The organism is Streptomyces sp. NPDC020192 (genome assembly GCF_044388685.1).
Classification (GTDB): domain Bacteria; phylum Actinomycetota; class Actinomycetes; order Streptomycetales; family Streptomycetaceae; genus Streptomyces.
In genome coordinates this window covers 32390-52412 of the sequence record NZ_JBIRXG010000017.1, presented here as the reverse complement: position 1 = coordinate 52412, position 20023 = coordinate 32390, and the positions used below count along the sequence as shown (strand labels likewise).

General features: G+C 71.4%; 16 protein-coding genes and 1 pseudogene. 7 read left to right on the top strand and 10 right to left on the bottom strand.

Annotation, left to right across the window (positions count from 1 at the left end; genetic code table 11):
• Positions 1–19: 19 nt before the first annotated feature.
• Complete coding sequence (locus ACH47Z_RS29450) at positions 20–2533, top strand: DEAD/DEAH box helicase (RefSeq protein WP_399078931.1); 2514 nt, start codon at positions 20–22, stop codon at positions 2531–2533.
• A 40-nt stretch (positions 2534–2573) separates the two neighbouring features.
• Complete coding sequence (locus tag ACH47Z_RS29445) at positions 2574–3443, top strand: acyl-CoA thioesterase (protein ID WP_399078928.1); 870 nt, start codon at positions 2574–2576, stop codon at positions 3441–3443.
• Positions 3444–3999: 556 nt separating this feature from the next.
• Here ACH47Z_RS29445 and ACH47Z_RS29440 read toward each other — a convergent pair.
• The 7 genes and pseudogenes from ACH47Z_RS29440 to ACH47Z_RS29410 all read right to left on the bottom strand — a co-directional run.
• Positions 4000–4836: pseudogene (locus ACH47Z_RS29440) on the bottom strand (DUF6397 family protein); the annotation flags it as partial.
• Between the two features lie 126 nt (positions 4837–4962).
• On the bottom strand, positions 4963–5376 hold the full coding sequence (locus tag ACH47Z_RS29435) for a roadblock/LC7 domain-containing protein (protein WP_399078926.1): 414 nt from the start codon (positions 5374–5376) through the stop codon (positions 4963–4965).
• 162 nt (positions 5377–5538) lie between these two features.
• Complete coding sequence (locus ACH47Z_RS29430) at positions 5539–6141, bottom strand: GTP-binding protein (RefSeq protein ID WP_399078923.1); 603 nt, start codon at positions 6139–6141, stop codon at positions 5539–5541.
• A 197-nt stretch (positions 6142–6338) separates the two neighbouring features.
• On the bottom strand, positions 6339–6752 hold the full coding sequence (locus ACH47Z_RS29425) for a DUF742 domain-containing protein (RefSeq protein WP_399078922.1): 414 nt from the start codon (positions 6750–6752) through the stop codon (positions 6339–6341).
• A gap of 18 nt (positions 6753–6770) precedes the next feature.
• Complete coding sequence (locus ACH47Z_RS29420; protein ID WP_399078920.1) at positions 6771–7208, bottom strand: roadblock/LC7 domain-containing protein; 438 nt, start codon at positions 7206–7208, stop codon at positions 6771–6773.
• Positions 7205–9769, bottom strand: a complete 2565-nt coding sequence (locus tag ACH47Z_RS29415; RefSeq protein ID WP_399078918.1) for a nitrate- and nitrite sensing domain-containing protein — start codon at positions 9767–9769, stop codon at positions 7205–7207. Before ACH47Z_RS29415 ends, ACH47Z_RS29420 begins: the two co-directional genes overlap by 4 nt.
• A gap of 48 nt (positions 9770–9817) precedes the next feature.
• Positions 9818–10591, bottom strand: coding sequence for an MHYT domain-containing protein (locus ACH47Z_RS29410; protein ID WP_399078916.1), 774 nt, complete (start codon positions 10589–10591; stop codon positions 9818–9820).
• A 150-nt stretch (positions 10592–10741) separates the two neighbouring features.
• On the opposite strand from ACH47Z_RS29410, the gene ACH47Z_RS29405 reads away from it, so the two are divergent.
• Together ACH47Z_RS29405 and ACH47Z_RS29400 are read left to right on the top strand one after the other, a co-directional pair.
• Positions 10742–11341, top strand: a complete 600-nt coding sequence (locus tag ACH47Z_RS29405; RefSeq protein ID WP_399078914.1) for a class I SAM-dependent methyltransferase — start codon at positions 10742–10744, stop codon at positions 11339–11341.
• Between the two features lie 124 nt (positions 11342–11465).
• Positions 11466–11849 (top strand): VOC family protein, encoded by a 384-nt coding sequence (locus tag ACH47Z_RS29400; RefSeq protein ID WP_225102625.1) that lies wholly within the window; start codon positions 11466–11468, stop codon positions 11847–11849.
• Between the two features lie 40 nt (positions 11850–11889).
• Here ACH47Z_RS29400 and ACH47Z_RS29395 read toward each other — a convergent pair.
• Both ACH47Z_RS29395 and ACH47Z_RS29390 read right to left on the bottom strand, forming a co-directional pair.
• Positions 11890–12764 (bottom strand): IS5 family transposase gene (locus ACH47Z_RS29395; RefSeq protein WP_399078911.1). Its coding sequence is split into 2 segments (ribosomal slippage): positions 11890–12042 and positions 12045–12764, totalling 873 coding nucleotides; the frame shifts between segments, so codons are not numbered across the junction.
• 149 nt (positions 12765–12913) lie between these two features.
• On the bottom strand, positions 12914–13819 hold the full coding sequence (locus ACH47Z_RS29390; RefSeq protein ID WP_399078910.1) for an oxygenase MpaB family protein: 906 nt from the start codon (positions 13817–13819) through the stop codon (positions 12914–12916).
• 311 nt (positions 13820–14130) lie between these two features.
• Between ACH47Z_RS29390 and ACH47Z_RS29385 the strand changes: the two genes are divergently transcribed.
• Entirely contained in the window at positions 14131–15009 is an 879-nt protein-coding gene (locus tag ACH47Z_RS29385) for a hypothetical protein (protein ID WP_399078908.1), read from the top strand.
• 169 nt (positions 15010–15178) lie between these two features.
• On the opposite strand, the gene ACH47Z_RS29380 is transcribed toward ACH47Z_RS29385, so the two are convergent.
• Positions 15179–15361: a hypothetical protein gene (locus ACH47Z_RS29380; protein WP_225098959.1), complete on the bottom strand. Its 183-nt coding sequence runs from the start codon at positions 15359–15361 to the stop codon at positions 15179–15181.
• Positions 15362–15737: 376 nt separating this feature from the next.
• Between ACH47Z_RS29380 and ACH47Z_RS29375 the strand changes: the two genes are divergently transcribed.
• Positions 15738–18608, top strand: coding sequence for an SNF2-related protein (locus ACH47Z_RS29375; protein WP_399078905.1), 2871 nt, complete (start codon positions 15738–15740; stop codon positions 18606–18608).
• A complete protein-coding gene (locus tag ACH47Z_RS29370) occupies positions 18605–19891 on the top strand; it encodes an SWF or SNF family helicase (protein ID WP_399078903.1) in 1287 nt (428 codons plus the stop codon). The genes ACH47Z_RS29375 and ACH47Z_RS29370 overlap by 4 nt, the downstream gene beginning before the upstream one ends.
• The last annotated feature ends 132 nt before the right edge of the window (positions 19892–20023 follow it).

Sequence of the window (20023 nt, the reverse complement as noted above, 5' to 3'; positions counted from 1 at the left end):
GGCCAGGCAAGATGGGTGCGTGACCCTCATCGATCAGCTGCCGCCGACCGCCGACCCCGACGCCCTGTACGAAGCCTTCGAGTCGTGGGCGCAGGAGCGCGGCCTCACCCTCTATCCCCACCAGGAGGAGGCGTTGATCGAGGCGGTCTCCGGGGCGAACGTGATCGTCTCGACGCCCACCGGATCCGGCAAGAGCATGATCGCCGCGGGCGCGCACTTCGCCGCCCTGGCCCGGGACGAGGTCACCTTCTACACCGCCCCGATCAAGGCGCTGGTGTCGGAGAAGTTCTTCGAGCTGTGCAAGCTCTTCGGCACCGAGAACGTCGGCATGCTCACCGGCGACGCCTCCGTGAACGCCGACGCTCCCGTGATCTGCTGCACCGCCGAGGTGCTGGCCTCGATCGCGCTGCGCGACGGCAAGAACGCGGACGTCGGCCAGGTCGTCATGGACGAGTTCCACTTCTACGCGGAGGGCGACCGCGGCTGGGCCTGGCAGATCCCTCTGCTCGAGCTCCCTCAGGCGCAGTTCATCCTGATGTCGGCCACTTTGGGCGATGTGTCGTTCTTCGAGAAGGACCTCACGCGCCGCACCGGCCGCCCCACCTCGGTGGTCCGCTCGGCCACCCGCCCGGTCCCCCTCTCCTACGAGTACCAGCTCACCCCGCTCACCGAGACACTCACCGATCTGCTGGCGACCAGGCAGGCCCCCGTGTACATCGTCCACTTCACGCAGGCGCAGGCCGTGGAGCGGGCGCAGGCACTGATGAGCATCAACATGTGCTCGCGTGAGGAGAAGGACCAGATCGCCGAGCTGATCGGCAACTTCCGCTTCACCACCAAGTTCGGCCGCAACCTCTCCCGTTACGTCCGGCACGGCATCGGCGTCCACCACGCGGGCATGCTGCCCAAGTACCGCCGCCTCGTGGAGAAGCTCGCCCAGGCCGGTCTGCTGAAGGTCATCTGCGGCACGGACACGCTCGGCGTGGGCGTCAACGTGCCCATCCGTACGGTGCTGTTCACAGCGCTGACCAAGTACGACGGCAGCCGCGTGCGCACGCTGCGCGCCCGCGAGTTCCACCAGATCGCGGGCCGGGCCGGCCGGGCCGGCTTCGACACGGCCGGACTCGTCGTGGCGCAGGCGCCCGAGCACGTCATCGAGAACGAGAAGGCTCTGGCGAAGGCGGGCGACGACCCGAAGAAGCGCCGCAAGGTGGTGCGCAAGAAGGCGCCGGAGGGCTTCGTCGGCTGGACGGAGAACACCTTCGAGAAGCTGATCGCCTCCGAGCCCGAGCCGCTGACCTCGCGCTTCCGGGTCACGCACACGATGCTGCTGTCGGTGATCGCCCGCCCGGGCAACGCCTTCGAGGCGATGCGTCACCTCCTGGAGGACAACCACGAGCCGCGCAGGCAGCAGCTCCGGCACATCCGCCGGGCGATCGCGATCTACCGCTCGCTGCTCGACGGCGGGATCGTGGAGAAGCTCGACAAGCCCGACGCCGAGGGCCGGATCGTCCGGCTCACGGTCGACCTGCAGCAGGACTTCGCGCTCAACCAGCCGCTGTCCACGTTCGCGCTCGCCGCGTTCGAACTCCTCGACCCCGAGTCGCCGTCCTATGCCCTCGACATGGTGTCCGTGGTCGAGTCCACCCTGGACGATCCGCGGCAGATCCTCGTCGCCCAGCAGAACAAGGCGCGCGGCGAGGCCGTGGCCGCCATGAAGGCGGACGGCGTCGAGTACGAGGAGCGTATGGAGCGCCTCCAGGACGTCACGTACCCGAAACCGCTGGAAGAGCTGCTCTTCCACGCGTACAACACCTACCGCAAGAGCCACCCGTGGGTCGGCGACCACCCGCTCTCGCCGAAGTCCGTCATCCGGGACATGTACGAACGGGCGCTGTCCTTCACCGAGTTGGTGTCCTTCTACGAGCTGGCTCGCACCGAGGGCATCGTGCTGCGCTACCTCGCCAGCGCCTACAAGACCCTCGACCACACCATCCCGGACGACCTCAAGTCCGAGGACCTGCAGGATCTGATCGAGTGGCTCGGCGAGATGGTGCGCCAGGTGGACTCCAGCCTGCTGGACGAGTGGGAGCAGCTCGCGAACCCGGAGGAGATGACCGCCGAGGAGGCCCGGGAGAAGGCCGACGAGGTGAAGCCTGTCACCACCAACGCGCGCGCCTTCCGGGTGCTGGTCCGCAACGCCATGTTCCGCCGCGTGGAGCTGGCCGCCCTCGACCAGGTCGGCGAACTGGGCGAGCTGGACGCCGAGGCCGGCTGGGACGCCGAGGCCTGGGGCGAGGCGATGGACACGTACTGGGACGAGTACGAAGACCTCGGCACCGGCCCGGACGCCCGCGGCCCCAAGCTGCTGGTGATCAAGGAGGAGCCGGAGAACGGCCTCTGGCGCGTCCGCCAGATCTTCGACGACCCGAACGGCGACCACGACTGGGGCATCAGCGCGGAGATCGACCTCGCGGCCTCGGACGCCGAGGGCCGTGCGGTCGTCCGTGTCACCGATGTCGGCCAGCTGTGAGCCGTTTTCGACCTGGTGTGAGCCAAGGAGAGACCCACCGATGACGAACCCAGCCGAGAGACTGGTCGACCTGCTCGACCTGGAGCAGATCGAGGTCAACATCTTCCGCGGCCTCAGCCCGCAGGAGTCCTTGCAGCGGGTGTTCGGCGGCCAGGTGGCGGGCCAGGCGCTGGTCGCCGCCGGCCGCACCACGGACGGCGACCGCCCGGTGCACTCGCTGCACGCGTACTTCCTGCGCCCGGGCCGTCCCGGGGTGCCGATCGTGTACCAGGTGGAGCGGGTCCGCGACGGACGGTCGTTCACGACGCGCCGGGTCACGGCCGTACAGCAGGGCCGCACGATCTTCAATCTGACCGCCTCCTTTCACAAGCCTGAGGAAGGACCGTTCGAGCACCAGCTGCCGCCGGCCCGCGAGGTGCCGGACCCGGAGTCGCTGCCGACGGTCTCCGAGGAGATCCGCAAGCACCTGGGCGCGCTGCCCGAGCAGTTGCAGCGGATGGCACGCCGACAGCCCTTCGACATCCGGTACGTCGACCGGCTGCGCTGGAACGCCGAGGAGATCAAGGGGTCCGAGCCGCGCAGCGCCGTGTGGATGCGCGCGGTCGGACCGCTGGGAGACGACCCGCTGGTCCACACGTGCGCGCTGACCTACGCCAGCGACATGACCCTCCTGGACGCGGTCCGTATCCCGGTCGAACCCCTGTGGGGTCCGCGGAACTTCGACCTGGCTTCACTGGACCACGCCATGTGGTTCCACCGGCCGTTTCGCGCGGACGAGTGGTTCCTGTACGACCAGGAGTCGCCGATCGCGGTGGGCGGCCGGGGTCTGGCCCGGGGCCGCATCTACAACCTCGAAGGGCAACTGATCGTGTCCGTGGTGCAGGAGGGGCTGTTCCGCAAGCTGGGTTGACCCGCAGATCCGATCGCCACCGGCGGGCGCGGCCTGGCCCGTGGCGCATCTACAACCTGCAGGGGCGCCTGCTCGTCTCGGTCGTCCAGGCAGGTCTGTTCAGGGCCCTGTAGCGGGCCGGCGACCATGACTGCGACTGCGACTGCGACTGCGACTGCGACCAGGTTGCTCACATACGCGCGGGCCGTGGGCTTCTGCGGCGCAACCAGCCGCGCAGGCTGCGGTTCGCCGGGGCCCGGTCCTGCTCGGGCCGCCGGGCCCGGCGCGCCGGTGGCCTGGTCGACTGTCCCACCGGCCTGCCCTGCCACTCGGCCCCCCGGCTCGCCGCCTCACCATCCGGCCAGGGCGCACCGAACACCGGGCCTTCGTCAGGCTCAAGTGCCGAAGCCGACTGCTCACCGTCCGACTCAGGTGTGCGGAGCGCCGGCTCGGTCTTGGGCTCAGGCACCCCGGACGCAGGCTCTCCGTTCACCTCCGGCGCCCGCACAACAGGCGGTTCCTCCATCTCCGCCGCCTGTGCCGTCGGTTCCGTGAGCCGTGTGACCGTTCGGGCCAGGGGCGGAATGGGCCGCGCGACCGCACGTACCGGCGGCGCGGCGCGGCAGGTGGCCGGGCGCGGGGCGGGTGCGGTAGAGCGAGCCTCCTCGACGGCCTGGGCCAGCTCGCCGCGCAGCCAGTCGATCTCGTCCGCGTCCTGCGCGATGCCGATCCGTTCGGCGAGGTGTGCCGCGGGCGATCCCGGGGTGCCCTGGCCGGGTGGCGCGGGCCGGAAGCGGTTCAAGTAGGCCCGTTCGTATGGGTCCTTGACGACGTCGGCGATCTCGACGGGCGCGATGAAGGAGGCCACGGCTCCGGCTCGGGCCCACGGGGCCTCGGACTGCCGCAGCAGGAAACCGAGGTGACGTCCGCGCCAGTTGCGGGCACGCAGGTCCACTCCCGCCTCCAGTTGGCCACGCAGGGTCTCTGGCGTGCGCCCCTTGAGCAGGTGTGCGTGCTCGGCCTCCAGGGTGAAGTTCCGCAGGTCTTCGGCCAGATAGAGCCAGACCACGGCGCGGTATCGGTTCAGGTACCACGTCACGGGCACCAGCAACCCCAGACGGGCGAGGCGGGTGAACCGGCCGGCCGGGATCTCCATGAGCGCGGCGCCCTCGGTGGTGCCCACCACCCGGACACGCTCGCGCAGGGCTTCCGGGAAGTCGTCCTGCGCACGAAGGCGGTCGATCTCCGCGCGCTCGATCCGCCGGGCTCCTCTCCCGCCTTCGTCGGGCACGGTGCGGATGTACCCGAGATGCACGGCGAGGTCGAACTCGCTTCGTTTGAGACCCAGTTCCCGAGCGGCGTGGCTCGGGGTGCACGTGACGGGCCGGGGCGGGCTGAAGATGCTTGCCGACATGGTCGTAACTCCCCCGTGGAGTGGAGACTCACGCCCTGTGCGCGAGCCGTGTACACACCGTAGCCGGTTCTGCGCACCTCATGGCGAGCCTGTGGATAACTCCACGAAGGCAGGGAAACTCGCAGGTCAGAGTTCTGTGTTGGGGGATCGCTCGGGCTGTCTGGCGTCGACGCCGAGGTGTTCGCCGACGCGGTTGACGAGCAGGGTCATCTCGTAGGCGATCTGACCGATGTCGGCCTCCGCCGCGCTGAGCACGCACAGACAGCTGCCGGTGCCCGCGGCGGTCACGAACAGCACGGCGTCGTCGTACTCGATCATGGTCTGGCGCACCCTGCCCGCGCCGAAGTGGCGTCCCGAACCCTTGGCCAGGCTGTGCAGCCCCGACGACACGGCGGCCAGATGCTCGGCGTCCTCACGGCGTAGGCCCGTACTCGCGCCCGTGACCAGTCCGTCGTTCGACAGGACGAGGGCGTGCCTCACATGGTCCACCCGCTCGGTCAGATCGTCCAGGAGCCAGCCGAGTCCCTGGTTCTGCGCCATCTCCGTCTCCCCGTGCGATGGCTCCCCCTGACTGGAGGAACTCCCCGCCAGCCTTCCCCACGACCGGCGTCCGGGCAAGCCGGATGGACGCATGGCGCAGAAGATGACCGACAGGCAATGTCGGGCGTTCACCCCGGACGGCACACAAAGCGGCAACCCGCCTCAGCCGACCGAGTCCAGGAGCCGGGCGGTGTGCATCCGCCCGGCGTACTCGACGAGCCGGATCAGGACTTCCTTGCCGGAGTCCCGGTCGCGCGCGTCGCACAGCACCACGGGGGTGCCGCGGTCCAGGTCGAGGGCGCGGGAGACGTCGTGGGCGCCATAGGCGCGGGCGCCCGCGAAGCAGTTGACGGCCACCACGAACGGGATGCGCCGGTGCTCGAAGTAGTCGACGGCGGGGAAGCAGTCCTCCAGGCGCCGGGTGTCCGCGAGGACGACGGCGCCGAGGGCGCCCTGCGACAACTCGTCCCAGAGGAACCAGAAGCGGTCCTGCCCGGGAGTGCCGAAGAGGTAGAGGGACAGGCCGGAGCGGATCGTGATGCGCCCGAAGTCCATGGCGACGGTGGTGGTGACCTTCTGGTCCACTCCGTCGGTGTCGTCGACCAACTGCCCCGCCTGGCTGAGCAGTTCCTCGGTTCGCAGCGGCCGGATCTCGCTGACGGCCCCGACCAGGGTCGTCTTGCCGACGCCGAATCCGCCGGCGACCAGTATCTTCAGCGCCAGCGCGGCGGTGTCACCGGCGGCGTCGGAGTGCTCGGAGACCATGATCACTTCTCTCGGGAGGACCGGTCGCGACCGGCGTCCGCATGCTTCGGGCGTGAAGCCAGCATCATCACAAATGGGGCGCCCTGACGGGCGGTGGGACCGAAATACACCTGATGTGACCGACTCACGCACGGCCGGTGGCGCAATGCGCACGGATGGGGATGCCATGGGGCGCACGGCGTGCTCCACGCGGTCATCTACAGCGCTCGCAATCCATCGATGACCTCGCGCAGGATCCGCTCGTCAGGCAGCTGAGCCGGGGGCACGGGACGGCTGACGGTCACACAACCGACTTCCAGGAGGTCCCCGAGCAGCACCCTGACCACGCCGACGGGGAGGTCCGCGTCCGCGGCGAGTTCGGCGACGGATTGTGTCTCCGTGCGGCACAGCCGGATCAGAGTCCGGTGTTCTGGGCCGAGCGCGGTGTCGTCGTCGAGCGCCGGGGCCGCGGGGACGAGGGTGACGAGGGCGATCAGGTCGAAGCGCACTCCGGTGGGCCCCGGCTGGGTGCGTCCGCCGGTCATGGCGTACGGCCGGACCAGGGGCCCGGCCTCGCCGTCGTACCACTGGCTGCCCGGCTCCCGCGGGCCGTCCATCGGGTTCTCGGTCATCGGTACCGGCTTTCCGGCTCATCCGGCGGCGGGCGGCTGTGCTGTGACGCGGGCTGGTGTGTAGAGGTGCTCGCCGACCCGCTTGACCAGGCGCGCCATCTCGTAGGCGACCAGTCCGATGTCGGCGATGACGGCGGTGAGTACGGCGAGGCAGGAACCGTCGCCCGCGGCGGCCACGAAGAGAAACGCGTCGTCCATCTCGACCATGGTCTGCCGCACGCCGCCCGCTCCGAAGTGCCGTCCCGCGCCCTTGGCGAGGCTGTTGAAGCCGGAGGCGACGGCGGCGAGATGCTCGGCGTCCTCGCGTGCGAGGCCGGTGGAGGCGCCGACGGCCAGCCCGTCGTTGGAGAGCACGACGGCGTGCCGTACCTCGCTCACCCGCATCACCAGGTCGTCGAGCAGCCAGTCCAGATCGCCGGATCGCTGGCCGGTCCTCGTGTTGGGGTCCTGGATCATGCCGGGTCTCCTTCGCTGCTGTCACTGGCCGTTTCGGGTTCCGGGGTGGCACCGTGGCCGGGCTGCCTGCCGCCGCCGCGTGCCCAGCCGTCGCGGTAGGCCGTCATGCGGTCCCGCACCAGTTCGGGGGTGCGCCGGTCGTCGTCACGCGCGCGTGGAGGTGCCGGCTCTTCGGGGCGTTGCTGCCGGAGCTGGGGGGCGAGGCTGGCCTGGCGCACACGGCGCGGGAGGTCGTCGGAGGGCTCGGCGTCGTGCGGCGGGCGGTGCGGCCGCAAGGGGGTGACTCCGGGAGGCGGGGTTGCGTCGGCGATGCCGCCTCGTACCGGTTCCTCGGCCTGGTCGTGGCGGCCGACCTCGTCGGCCGTGCCGTACGGGCCGGGAGCGGTGGCCGCGAGGGCGGGGCGGTCCGGCCGCGCGGTGACGGCCTCCTGATGCCGGCTCGCAGCGGGCACGTGCGCGTACGCGCGTTGCTGCTCGTCGTGGGCCTGTTCGTACCGCCGGGACGCGGTGTCGGCCGAGCCGTTGTGGAGCAGGGCCGTGGGCAGCAGGACGACGGCGGTCGTGCCGCCGTACGGGGAGGTCCGCAGGTGCACCTTGACGTCGTGCCGGGAGGCGAGCCGGCTGACCACGAAGAGTCCGAGCCGGTCGCTGTCGAACAGGTCGAGCGCTTCGGACTGTTCGATGCGCCGGTTGGCCTCGGCGAGGGTATCGGCGCCCATGCCCAGACCCCGGTCCTCGATCTCCAGGGCGTATCCGTTGCCGACGGGCTCGCCGGTGACGCGCACGCGCGTGTGGGGTGGTGAGAACTGGGCGGCGTTCTCCACGAGTTCGGCGAGCAGGTGCGTGAGGTCGGCGACGGCCGCGCCGATGACGCGGGCTTCGGGGAACTGGCGCACCTCCACGCGCGCGTAGTCCTCGACTTCGGATACGGCGGCCCGTACGACGTTCGTGAGCGACACGGGCATGCGCCAGGCCCGGCCGGGTGCCGCCCCCGAGAGGATGATCAGGCTCTCGGCGTGGCGCCGCATCCGGGTGGTGAGGTGGTCCAGGCGGAACAAGTCGCCGAGCTCGTCGGGATCGTCGGAGCGGCGCTCCATGCTGTCGAGCAGGCTGAGCTGGCGGTGGACCAGTACCTGGCTGCGGCGGGCCAGGTTGACGAAGACTCCGGAGATGCCGCTGGCGAGTTCGGCGCGTTCCACAGCGGCGCGCAGGGCCGCCCGGTGGACGGTGGTCAGGGCTTCCGAGACCTGGCCCGTCTCGTCCTCGGCCGGTGGTCCCGCGGGTGCCTCCGCCTGGATGTCGAGTTCCTCGCCCGCGCGCAGTCTGTGCATCGCTTCCGGTAGTTTGCGGCGGGCGATCTCCAGGGCGTCGTTGCGCAGGCTCACAAGCTCGACCACGAGCCCTCGTCCGATGCGGACGGAGATGACCAGCGAGGCGGCGACAGCGGCCAGGCCGAGGAGTACGGCGGCGCCGGCGGGGCTGAGCAGTCCGCGCGTGACCGGGTCGGCGCGGCCCGCGACGGTCCGGCCCGTGTCCGTCGCGATGGTTTGCATTCCGTCCTGCACGCGCGCGTGGGCGGCGTTCCAGGCGGCCTGCGGTGCCGTGCCGGCCGGCTTGGCGCCCGGCCCGACGGCGAGGATCTTGTCCTCGGCGCTGCCGAGGGCGGCGTATGAGTCGCTGTCAGCCAGGTCCCGCCAGGCGGCACGCTGGGCGGCGGGCAGATCGGCGACGGCCGTGTCAGTGAGGGCGCGGCGCGCGGCGACGGCGGCGCCGAACAGCCGTAGCCGCTCGCCCTGGAGACGGTCGGTGGTCCGACCGCCGTCCAGCAAGGTGTCCTCCTGGGCCAGCGTCTCGGCGGCCCGCGAGAATTCGAGCAGTACGCGCGCGTCGGAGCCGACGTCCGCCTGCTGGATGCCGGTGAGGGCACCGTCCACGGCGAAGGCGGCCCCGATGGTCTTCGTGTACTGCGCGTACACCGTGTTCCAGCCGGCCTTGTGGTCGAGAACGGCCGTACGCAGCGCGCGCAGACGCTCGGCGCCGGTGACGAAGGCCTCGAGGCGGCCGGAGACCCCGGCGGGCAGTTCCTCGCTGTCGGCGACGGTGCTGTTGCCGCCGAGCCGCAGCGCGGCGACGGCCCGGTCGGTGCGGGCGGCCAGGCCCTGGAGGTCGCTGCCGTCGTCCGTGCCCGGCGCGGTGGCGTGGCGCACGACCGCGGTGCGCTCGGTCTGCAGGGCGGCGACGGCCGCGGCCAGCGGGGCGCGCAGCTCGGCGTCGACCCGCTGGGACTGGCGCAGCCTGGCGACGTCTTGGGCGGTGGTCACGGTGGCATAGGCCCACAGGGCGAGCAGGGAGACGACGGGCACCATCAGCAGGCTCACCACCTTGGCGCGCACGGTGCGAGGGCGCAGGTTCCGGCGATTCACGCGCGTGCGTGCGTTGTCCGGCGAGGTGCCGAGGAGGCGGTCGGTGACCTCGTCGGCGGGCGGTCCGGCGTGCGCGCGGCGGCCGCGCGGGGGGCGTGCCGGGGCGCCGGTTTTCGGGGCGGTACGGGGTGGGCGCATGGCCTCCTCGCTCGGGACGTGGGTCGGGGCGCTCGAGCCGGGATCCCGCTAGCGGGCGGCGGTCTCGACGGGCCGCTGGGCGGAGGCGGACGCCTCGCGCTCGTCGGCTGTGGGCGAGAGGGCGACGAAGGCCGAGGTGATGAAGAGATAGGACCCGAGGCCGACGGCGAGGGGGAAGATGAACTGCATCGCCGTGGCCCCGGGCAAGGCCTCGCCGGAGGGGTTCACACGCACGCTCACCGCGAACATCCCGGTGTAGTGCATGCTGCTGACGGCCGCCCCCATGAGGAGGGAGGCGACGGTGACCGCGAGGGGCGACTTGATGTTGAGGGCGGCCCACAGGGCCGCGGTCGCCGCCACGACGGCGATCAGCACCGACAGTCCGACGAGGACGGGGTCGTACCGGACGTCTCCGTGCAGCCGGACCGCCGCCATGCCCAGGTAGTGCATGCTGGCGACGCCCAGCCCGGTGGTGAGTCCGCCGAGCAGGAGCGCCCGGTTGCGGTCGCGGCTGTAGCCGACGGCGAAGACGCCGGCGCAGACGACGACCATGGCGACGAGGAGGCTGAGGATGGTCAGCGGTACGTCGTAGCGGATGTCGGTGCCACTGACGCGGAAGCCGAGCATGGCCACGAAGTGCATGGTCCAGATGCCGGTCCCGATCGCGGAGGCCGCGGTGACGAGCCAGTTGCGGCGCGAGCGGCCGGTGGTGGCGAGCGCGCGGACGGTGCAGCGCAGTCCGAGTGCCGCGCCGATACAGGCCATCACGTACGACAGCGCGGGGGTCAGCCAGCCGAAGGCGGCGTGGTCCAGGTGTCCCATGGCCAAAGGACGCTAGGGGGCACAGGCGCACACAGGGGGCGCATTTCGAAACGTGCTGGAATATGACAGGCGGATGCGACGGAGCGATCGGGTCCGGTCCGAACATGTGCGCCTACGTATCCCCCTTGACGGTGAGGAATCATGCGGAACATGAGCGACGACCACACGCATGTGCAGGAGTTCTTCGGTGCCCGGGCCGCCGACTGGGACAGTCGGTTTCCCGACGACGGCCCCGCCTACGCGGCCGCCGTGGCCGAGCTGGGGCTGCGGCCGGGTGACCGTGTGCTGGACGCGGGCTGCGGCACCGGGCGAGCCCTGCCGCCGCTCCGGGCCGCCGTGGGCCCCTCCGGGGTGGTATTGGGCGCCGACCTGACGCCGGAGATGCTCGAGGCGGCGGTACAGGCGGGTCGGGACCGGGACGGGCGGCTACTGCTCACGGACGTCGGCGCGCTGCCACTGCGGTCGCAGGCCCTGGACGCCGTGTTCGCGGCCGGTCTGATCGCCCATCTGCCGCACCCGGTGGACAACCTGCGGGAGCTGGGGCGCGTGGTGCGGCCGGGCGGCACGCTCGCGTTGTTCCACCCCATCGGCCGTGCGGCCCTCGCGGCCCGGCAGGGCCGCCGGATCACCCCGGACGATCTGCGCGCCGAGGCCAACCTCGGCCCGCTGCTGGCCCGTTCGGGGTGGCGCATGACGTCGTACGTCGACGAGGACGCACGCTTCCTCGCGCTCGCGACGCGCGAGAACTGAGCGACATGTCGACTTGGAGATCTAGAGCGTGTATCGAAAGTACTGCCATGGGCTTGAGCTGTGTGCATGAAGGCTGAGCGCAACTCGGTGGCGTCTGGGGCGGAAGTGGGGAAGGCTCGCGCGCATGGTTTCGATATTGCAGAACGTGGCGATTGACTGTGCGGACGCCTACGAGCTGGCCCGGTTCTGGAGCAGAGTGACTGGCCGTCCACTGCATCCGGAGGACAAACCGGGAAACCGGGAGACTCAGGTGCTGCTGGCGGAGGGTCCAGTGCTGTACTTCAACCAGGTGCCCGAGTCCAAGAAGATCAAGAACCGGATCCATCTGTGTTTGCGCCCTGAGACATCGCGTGAGCAGGAGGTGGAACGGCTGCTCGGCCTCGGTGCCACCCTGATCTCCGATCTCCGGAATCCCGATGGGACTGGCTGGGCAGTCCTTGCTGACCCCGAAGGGAACGAATTCTGCGTTCTTCGCAGCGAGTCCGACCGAGCTGCGATGGGTTCCTGACGCCCACGCGCCAGCCTGGCCGGTTTGCTGTGACCGCTGGTCACAGCCACTCGTTGATGGCCGCTACGAAGACGGTCGCCTCGTAGCGGACTGCAAGCTCGTACCTTGTGGCCACGGCGCGGTGCCTTTTGAGGCGATTAATGCCGCACTCGACCGCGTGGCGGGCCTTGTAATCCTCCGGGTCAAACTTCCCTACGGACGGCCGCCGCGGGAACCAAGCTTCTTACGGTTGCGGGCTTGGTCTGCCTTGTCCGGGATGGTGCAGCCGATTCCCCGGCAGCGCAGATAGGCGCGGTTCTCGCGGGAGGCGTATGCCTTGTCGGCCCGCACGCGGTCCGGGCGGACGCGTGGTCGGCCCGGCCCGGTGCGGGGCACGTGGACTTTCTCCAGTATGGGTTTGAACTGCGGCGAGTCGCCGCGCTGTCCTGCCGTGACCACGATCGACATGGGCTTCTGGCCTTGTTCAACGGCCAGGTGCAGCTTGGTGGTGAACCCGCCGCGCGACCGTCCCAATCCGTGATCGCGGGGCTCGTCGAAGATGCCGCCCGGTGGTTCCTGCTGCAGATCACCCTCCTTGCGGGCCCCGGCCGCATGCTGATGGGCGCGGCGCACCGTGGAGTCGACGCTCAGGTCCCACGTGATAGCACCCTTCGCGTCGGCCAGGGACTGGAGGCGGGTGAGGACCCGGTGCCAGATGCCGTTCCGCTGCCAGCGACGGAACAAGTCGTAGATCCGGCCCCACGGTCCGTACTGGGCGGGGACGTCCCGCCACGGAACACCGGTCCGTACCCGGAACCGTATGCCGTCGATCAACTGCCGCCAAGGCCAGACGGGCGGCCGCCCCGCCTTCGTCCCTTTCGGCAACAACGGCTCCAGCGCCGCCCACTGCTCGTCCGTGAGATCTCCCCGGCCCATGAACCGTAATCATTCACAGCTCAAGATCCACTTTCGATACACGGCCTAGGGCGCGGTGCCGCGACGGCGGCCCCTTCCGGCGTCGTGTCCTCCCCATCGCGCGTGCCACGAGCCGGGCCCGGGTCGCCCGGCTGCGCGATGCCCTCGCCTCAGTCGACTGCTTCGGTCGCTGAGTTGTCCAGATGCCGTACCGGGCAGCCGCGCAGTCCGGGGACCGGGCGGGTGCCCAGGCGGTCGACGCGGTAGCCGTTCGGGTAGCCCTTGATCTCCCGGTTCTGGCGGGCGAAGTGCGGCTCGCGGCGCGGCGGCAGCAGCCGGACGAGCCGGCCACGCGCGCGTACGGCGCGGCGCACGAGCGCGGTGGTGGCGGCGCCGGGTCGCGTGTAGCGGAACGCGCGCAGCAGCGGCTCGTCGAGCAGGGCGAGTGTCGCCGTGCGCAGCACCGGTGCCAGCGGCCGCGGATACCAGGACGCCATCAGGTCGAGGGTGGCGTCGGACACCCGCCGGGCCTGCTCGTCCCAGCCGAAGTGGTCCCGCTCGTAGGCGTCGAGGAGTGCCTCGAACTCCTCGTAGGTCTCGGGGATGTCCGGAATGCCCATGTGCCGGCCCAGGGTGCGGTAGTACTCGGCGGCGGCGACGATCTCGTGCCGGGACAGCCGCCGCCATCCGTAGGCGTCGATCCAACGTCTGGGCACCACGACGAAGGTGCTCAGCACGTAGCGCATGTCGTCGTCGCCGATGTCGTAGCTGCGGTGCATCTGGTTGATGCGGCGGATCGCGGTGCGGCCCTCGTCGGCGGTGAAGCCGTGCTCCACGATGGTGTCGAGGAGCAGCACGGTGTCGTCGTACCGCTTCTGCGTGCGCTCGGTCAGCTCCGCCGTCTCGGCGAGCAGCCGGCCGATGCTCGGCACGGCATAGGTGCGGTACAGGGCCAGTTCAAGAGCGCGCGTGTAGTCCCAGGGGAACTCGAACGCCGTACTCAGCCGGTAGATCTCCACCGCGTCCGCCACCGGATCCAGCCGGCGGATCCGGCCGAGCCGTTCGAACCGCTCCACCCTGCCGTCCCCTCTCTTCGAAGAAAGCCCAACTCTACGGTGAGTGATGTCGGATGAGCTATCGGCGACGGCGGTCCCGGTGGCTCGATCAGGCGGCGGGAGAGGCGCACACAATGTGTTCGAGGCGGTGACGGCGGCGGCCCGTGCTCTCCCTGACCGCCCACAGGCCGTGGAACGCCTTGCGTCCATCATGGTCGTTTCGCCCCCGTCCAGGCGGAAACCTGCAGCTCCGCGTGGTGTGGGGAGTCGTGACAACGGCCTTCCGCTCGCACTAGGGTGCGCGCCGTTGGGCGAACCACTGGGAGGCAGGGATGGCCGGAACGGACGACGAGGCCGTCGCCGCCGCGGACGATGCGCTGTACGTGCTGACGGCGGTACTGCTGACGCCGGCGCAGTTTCCGAGCGTTCTGGGCGACGACTATCCGGAGGCGTGCGCCGCGCTGGGCCTCGCACCCCGCGCCGACGGGTACGGCCTGGTGCTGGGCCAGGACGGCGACGGCGCCCGCTGGACGGTCGTCATCGACGACGTCTCGCTGGTCGCCGTGGCGATCGCGTCCTGGGACTGCGGCATGGAGTACGAACTGTCGCCGGACGAGCGCGCGGTCGTGACCGCCCTGCCCGGCTGGCCGCTGGCGGTCGCCGTCGCGGCCCCCGGCGTCCCCGCACCGCACGACCCCGCTCCCGAGGTGGCGGACGGGCCCCCGCTGAGCCCTCCGGACACCAGCACCTGGGGGCCGGCCCAGCGCCGTCTGGGCGCCGACGAGATAGCTCTGCAGTGGGCGGCATGGCGGGAACAGATCAACGACGAGGAGTTCTCCACACCGGGCCGGCCGGCCAGGACCACGGAACCCTCGCCGCAGGGCAAGGAGGCCGAGGAGACCGCCGAGTACTCACCGGAGGACGGAAGCGTGCCGCACGGCGGCCACCGCGGGGTCCGGCGGGTGCTCGCGGAGGCGCGCGCCTACGTCGACTCGCCGCCGCCGCTCGGCCGGGTCCGCTCGTCGTTCGCCCCGGGTGACGCCCGGACACTGCGCGCCGACGGCCCAGGCTGGTCGATCGTGGCCCGCACCGACGACATCGCGTTCGTCCTGCTCGACGACGAGCCCGGGGAGGTCCTGCCGGTGGGCCGGGGCCCCGAGCTGCCGGGCCTGCTGGAGGCGCTCGACAAGATGGCCGTCCGGCCCAGCTGAGGTCCGGCGGCCCTGCGCCGCACACCGCTCGCCCGTACCGCCGGGAGCCGCGCTTGTGGGACAGCGCGGCCCCGAGGGCCGGCAGCGCCCCTGCGGGCGTCTGTGCGAGCGTCTCCCGCCGTCGGGCACCCGTGCGAGCCGGTGCCGTGGGCCGTCCGCCGCCGTCGCCTCAGCGGCCGAGTTCCTTGCGCGTCACCCTGCGGAGCCTGCGCCGCTGTGAGGGGTCCAGCGCCAGATACGCGGCCACCGGGACTCCGACCACGATCAGGAAGGCCACCCACCAGGGCAGCCATATCAGCAGGATCAGCCCGACCGCCACACCTCCTGCGGCGATCTTCGCGTTCTTGGACATCAGCGTCGCCTCCTTCGCGGCCACTGCCGCTCTCTGCTCAGAAAACGGCCCCGCGCTCCCAGCGGTTCCGGACCCCGACCCTGAGACATCCCCGAGGCCCGCCCCTAATGGTCCCGCCCTGGCCCTGCTCGCAGTATCGCTCCACCATGAGCCCGTTGTCGGTCGGCCGCACGATGCAATTTTCGTCTGCCTCCAGTGTCCGTATCCATGCTTGTACATCCATGCGTCCGCATCCGTGGCACGCCCGACGGTCATCGATCGAACAGATTGTGAAGTGGCCCGGATCACGACCTCGGCATGACGGGGCCGTCCTCGGTGTGCTGTACCCTCGGCCACTCCGAGCTGGGTAGTCAAATTTGAGGAGTGTGCCAGAGCTGTGCCCACCATCCCCACGGCGCCGCCCTCGGAACTGTCCGAACTGGCCCGCTGCTGCGTCGTGTTCCTGCCCTCCGACCCGGCTCGCGCGGGCCGGTTCGCCTTCTGGCGCTGGGACGGTGAAGCCCCGCCCGCCGTTACCGACGGCTCCGCGGCAGAGCTGGACATCGTGCTGCCCGCAGAGGACGGCGGCGTCGAACAGGCCCGTACGCCCGCGCTCCTGCTGCCCGCGCCCAGTGCGCTGTCGGTGCTCACGCGCACGCGTGCGCTGCCGGAAGGGCACCGATCGGCCCGCTTCTGGAGCGCCGCCTGCGAACTGGCCCTGCATTTCCTCGCGCGCGGGCTGTTTCTGCCGGGTCTCTCCCCGGGCGATCACGACGCCTGGCGGGTGGGCCCGCTGTCCGCGCGGGACGCGGAGTTGGTGCGCGAACTCGCCGCCGCCATGCCGCCGGAGGCCCACGCGGTGCCGCTCACGGGCGAAGAGCCACCCCGGCTGCCCGCCCCGGAGCGGCTGCTGCGCGCCTTCCTGGACGCGCTCGCCGACGCACTGCCACGCTCTCCCGCGGCCCCCTTGGTGACCGGCGGCCCAGCGTACGCGGCGCCCGAGCCGCAGCAGCTACCCGAGCTGCGGGCATGGGCGGACGACATCGCCGCCGGTCACGACGCGGGCGTACGACTGTCGCTGCGCATCGAGGCCCCCGGTCTCGAGGACGCCACCGAGCCGGACGACGGGCGCGTCGGGTTCCGCGCGGTGCTGCAAGTGCACGACCCGAGCGGGGCTGCGAACGTCCTGGACGCCGCGAGCCTGTGGACCGGCGCCGGACACGCCCACGAGCCGTTCGGTGCACGCGCGCGTGCCGACGCTCTTCTCGCGCTGCGCCGCGCGGTCCGTGCCTGGCCGCCGTTGACGCCTCTGCTCTCCGCCGCCGTACCGGATGCTGTGGGTCTCGCCGACGACGAGATCGCCGAACTGCTGGGCGAGGGCTCCCGGGCGCTGGCCTCGGCGGGGGTCGACGTGCACTGGCCGAAGGAGCTGTCACGCGGCCTCACCCTGCATGCGACGATCGGGCCGCTGGACGCCGAGGCGGCTGTTCCTGGAGATGCCCCGGCTCCGTCGGCGTTCGTGTCGGCGGACACGACGGTCGCGTTCTCGTGGGGGTTCGCGCTGGGTGGGCGGGAGCTGTCCCGGGCCGAGCTGGACCGGCTCGCGGAGGCCAAGCGTCCCCTGGTGCGGCTGCACGACGGGTGGGTCCTGGTCGACCCACGGCAGGCGGACCGCACCCGTACCCGGCAGGACCGTTCCGTCACGCCCGTCGACGCGCTGGCAGCCGCTCTGACGGGTTCGACGGAGGTCGACGGACAGCGGGTCGGCGTGCGTTCGACGGGCTGGCTGGAACGGCTGCGGGAGCGGCTGACGGACACCGAACCGGTGCGTGTCGTCGGGCCGCCGCCGGGCCTGGCGGCCACGCTGCGGGACTACCAGCTTCGCGGTCTCGACTGGCTGGTCCGCATGACGTCCCTCGGTCTGGGCTGCTGTCTGGCCGACGACATGGGTCTCGGCAAGACGGTCACGCTGATCGCCCTGCATCTGCACCGGCAGACGGACGCCTCGGCTGCCGGTCCCACGCTCGTCGTCTGCCCGGCCTCACTGCTCGGCAACTGGCAGCGCGAGATCGAGCGGTTCGCTCCGGGCGTGCCGGTGCGCAGGTTCCACGGGCCCGGGCGCGATCTCGGCTCCGTCGCGGCCGGGGAGTTCGTGCTCACCACGTACGGCACGATGCGGCTGGACGCCGAGCGGCTGGCCGGGGTGTCCTGGGGCCTGGTTGTGGCCGACGAGGCGCAGCATGTGAAGAACCCCTACTCGGCGACGGCGCGGGCGCTGCGTTCCCTCGGAGCACGCGCGCGTGTGGCGCTCACCGGTACCCCGGTGGAGAACAACCTCACGGAGCTGTGGGCGATCCTCGACTGGACGACCCCCGGTCTGCTCGGCCACCTCGGTGCCTTCCGCGCGCGGTACGCGCAGCCGGTCGAGGGCGGCCTCGACCCGGCCGCCGCGGGGCGCCTCTCGAAGCTCGTGCGGCCCTTCCTGCTGCGGCGGCGCAAGTCGGACCCCGGTATCGCCCCCGAGCTGCCCCCGAAGACCGAGAGCGACCGTCCGGTGGCCCTGACGCCCGAACAGGCGGGACTGTACGAGGCGTTGGTCCGCGAAACCCTGGACCGGATCGCGGCTGCCGGTGCCATGGCCCGCCGGGGCCTGATCGTACAGTTGCTGACCGGACTGAAGCAGATCTGCAATCACCCGGCGCAGTTCCTCAAGGAGGACGATCCGCGGCTCGCCGGCCGCTCGGGAAAGCTGGAGCTGCTGGACGAACTGCTCGGCACGATCCTCGCGGAGGGGTCGGGCGTGCTCGTCTTCACGCAGTACGTGCGCATGGCCCGCCTGCTCGAACGCCATCTGACGGCCCGCGGCATACCCTCGCTGCTGCTGCACGGCGGGACCCCGGTCACCGCGCGCGAGGCGATGGTACGGCGCTTCCAGGACGGTGAAGTGCCGGTGTTCCTGCTGTCCTTGAAGGCCGCCGGGACAGGCCTGAACCTCACCCGGGCCGAGCATGTGGTGCACTACGACCGCTGGTGGAACCCGGCGGTCGAGGCGCAGGCGACCGACCGTGCCTACCGCATCGGGCAGACCCGACCGGTGCAGGTGCACCGGCTCATCGCCGAGGGCACGCTGGAAGACCGGATCGCGGACATGCTCGTGCGCAAACGAGAGTTGGCCGACGCGGTGCTCACCACCGGTGAGACAGCGCTGACGGAATTGACGGACGCGGAACTGGCCACGCTGGTGGAACTGCGCGGGGAGGCGCGATGAACCCCTACGACGACGAGCACACGCGCGTGGCTGGGCGCACGTTCGCCGCGCAACCGCCCGCGCACGGGCGTGAATTCGCGCGAAGCTGGTGGGGGCGCGCTTGGCTGCGGGCTCTGGAGGACGCGGCCCTGGACCGCGCGGCGGTCAAGGCGGGACGCCGCCTCGCGCGCGCGGGTGGCGTGGGCGCGATGACCGTACGCCCGGGCCGGGTCACCGCCGTCGTACGGGAGCCCGGAGGTGCGGCCCACCGGGCCGATGTCCTGGTACCGGAACTGTCGGAGGAGGAGTGGGCGCGGTTCCTGGACGCGGCCGTGGAGCAGTCCGGACACATGGCGGCGCTGCTCGACCGGGAGCTTCCGCCGCACCTGGTCGAGGACGCCGCGGTGAGCGGGATCGAGTTGCTGCCGGGCCTCGGGGATCTGGAGCCCGCGTGCGACTGCGGAACGTGGGACCACTGCGGGCACACTGCTGCACTGTGCCACCAGGTGGCACGCCTGCTGGACGAAGATCCTTTTCTGCTCCTGCTGCTGCGCGGACGGGAGAGGGATGTGTTTCTGGCGGAACTGCAGGTGCGCAGTACCGCACCCCGGGCCGACGTCACCACGCCCGAACCCGAGGGCGTGGACGCGGCGGAGGCGTGGGCGGCCGGGGACATCCTGCCGCCGCTGCCCGAACTGCCCGGACTCCCCCAGTCACCCGGTACGCCACCGTCCCTCGACATCGGTACGGCGGCGGCACCGGGGATCGATCCTGTGGCGCTGCGGCACCTGGCGGGCCGCAGCGCCGTGGAGGCGCACCGACTGCTCGCCGAGATCCTCCGCGGCGACGCGTACGTCGGCTCCGCCGCGGCAGGGGCGATCGCCGCGACAGTCGCGCAGGACGCCGTACGCCTTGCCTGTGAAGCGCCCACCGGAGCCGTCACCGAGCGGCTCGCCGAAGGGTCGGGGCGCGGCCGCGAAGGGTTGACGGCCGCTGTCCGGGCCTGGCGCGCCGGGGGTGCGGCGGCCCTGGCCGTGCTCGACGCGGAGGTGCCGGTGGAAGGCGCGGCGCTCGCACGCGCACGCGTGGCGCTGGACATGGCCTGGGAGGAGGACGAGGAGCCGACGTTCGAGCGGAGCGGCAACCGGTGGACCGTCCCCGGCGAAGGCGTTCAGCTGCGGCTGGACGCCGACGGCCGTTGGTGGCCGTATCGCGACGAGGATGGCCGCTGGATCCCGGCGGGCGGGCCGGACGACGACCCGGCCGCCGCGTTGGCCGTGGCTCGGGCGGGCACGGAGACGTAGGTCGGCAATGGTTTCTGACCTGCCATCACCGCCCTGCCCCCTCCGGCACCGCCACCCGGCTGCCCGACCAGCAGGACCGCGCCGAGGCGCCGTACACGTACATGGCGGGCACGGCGTTTCCGTACGCCCCTG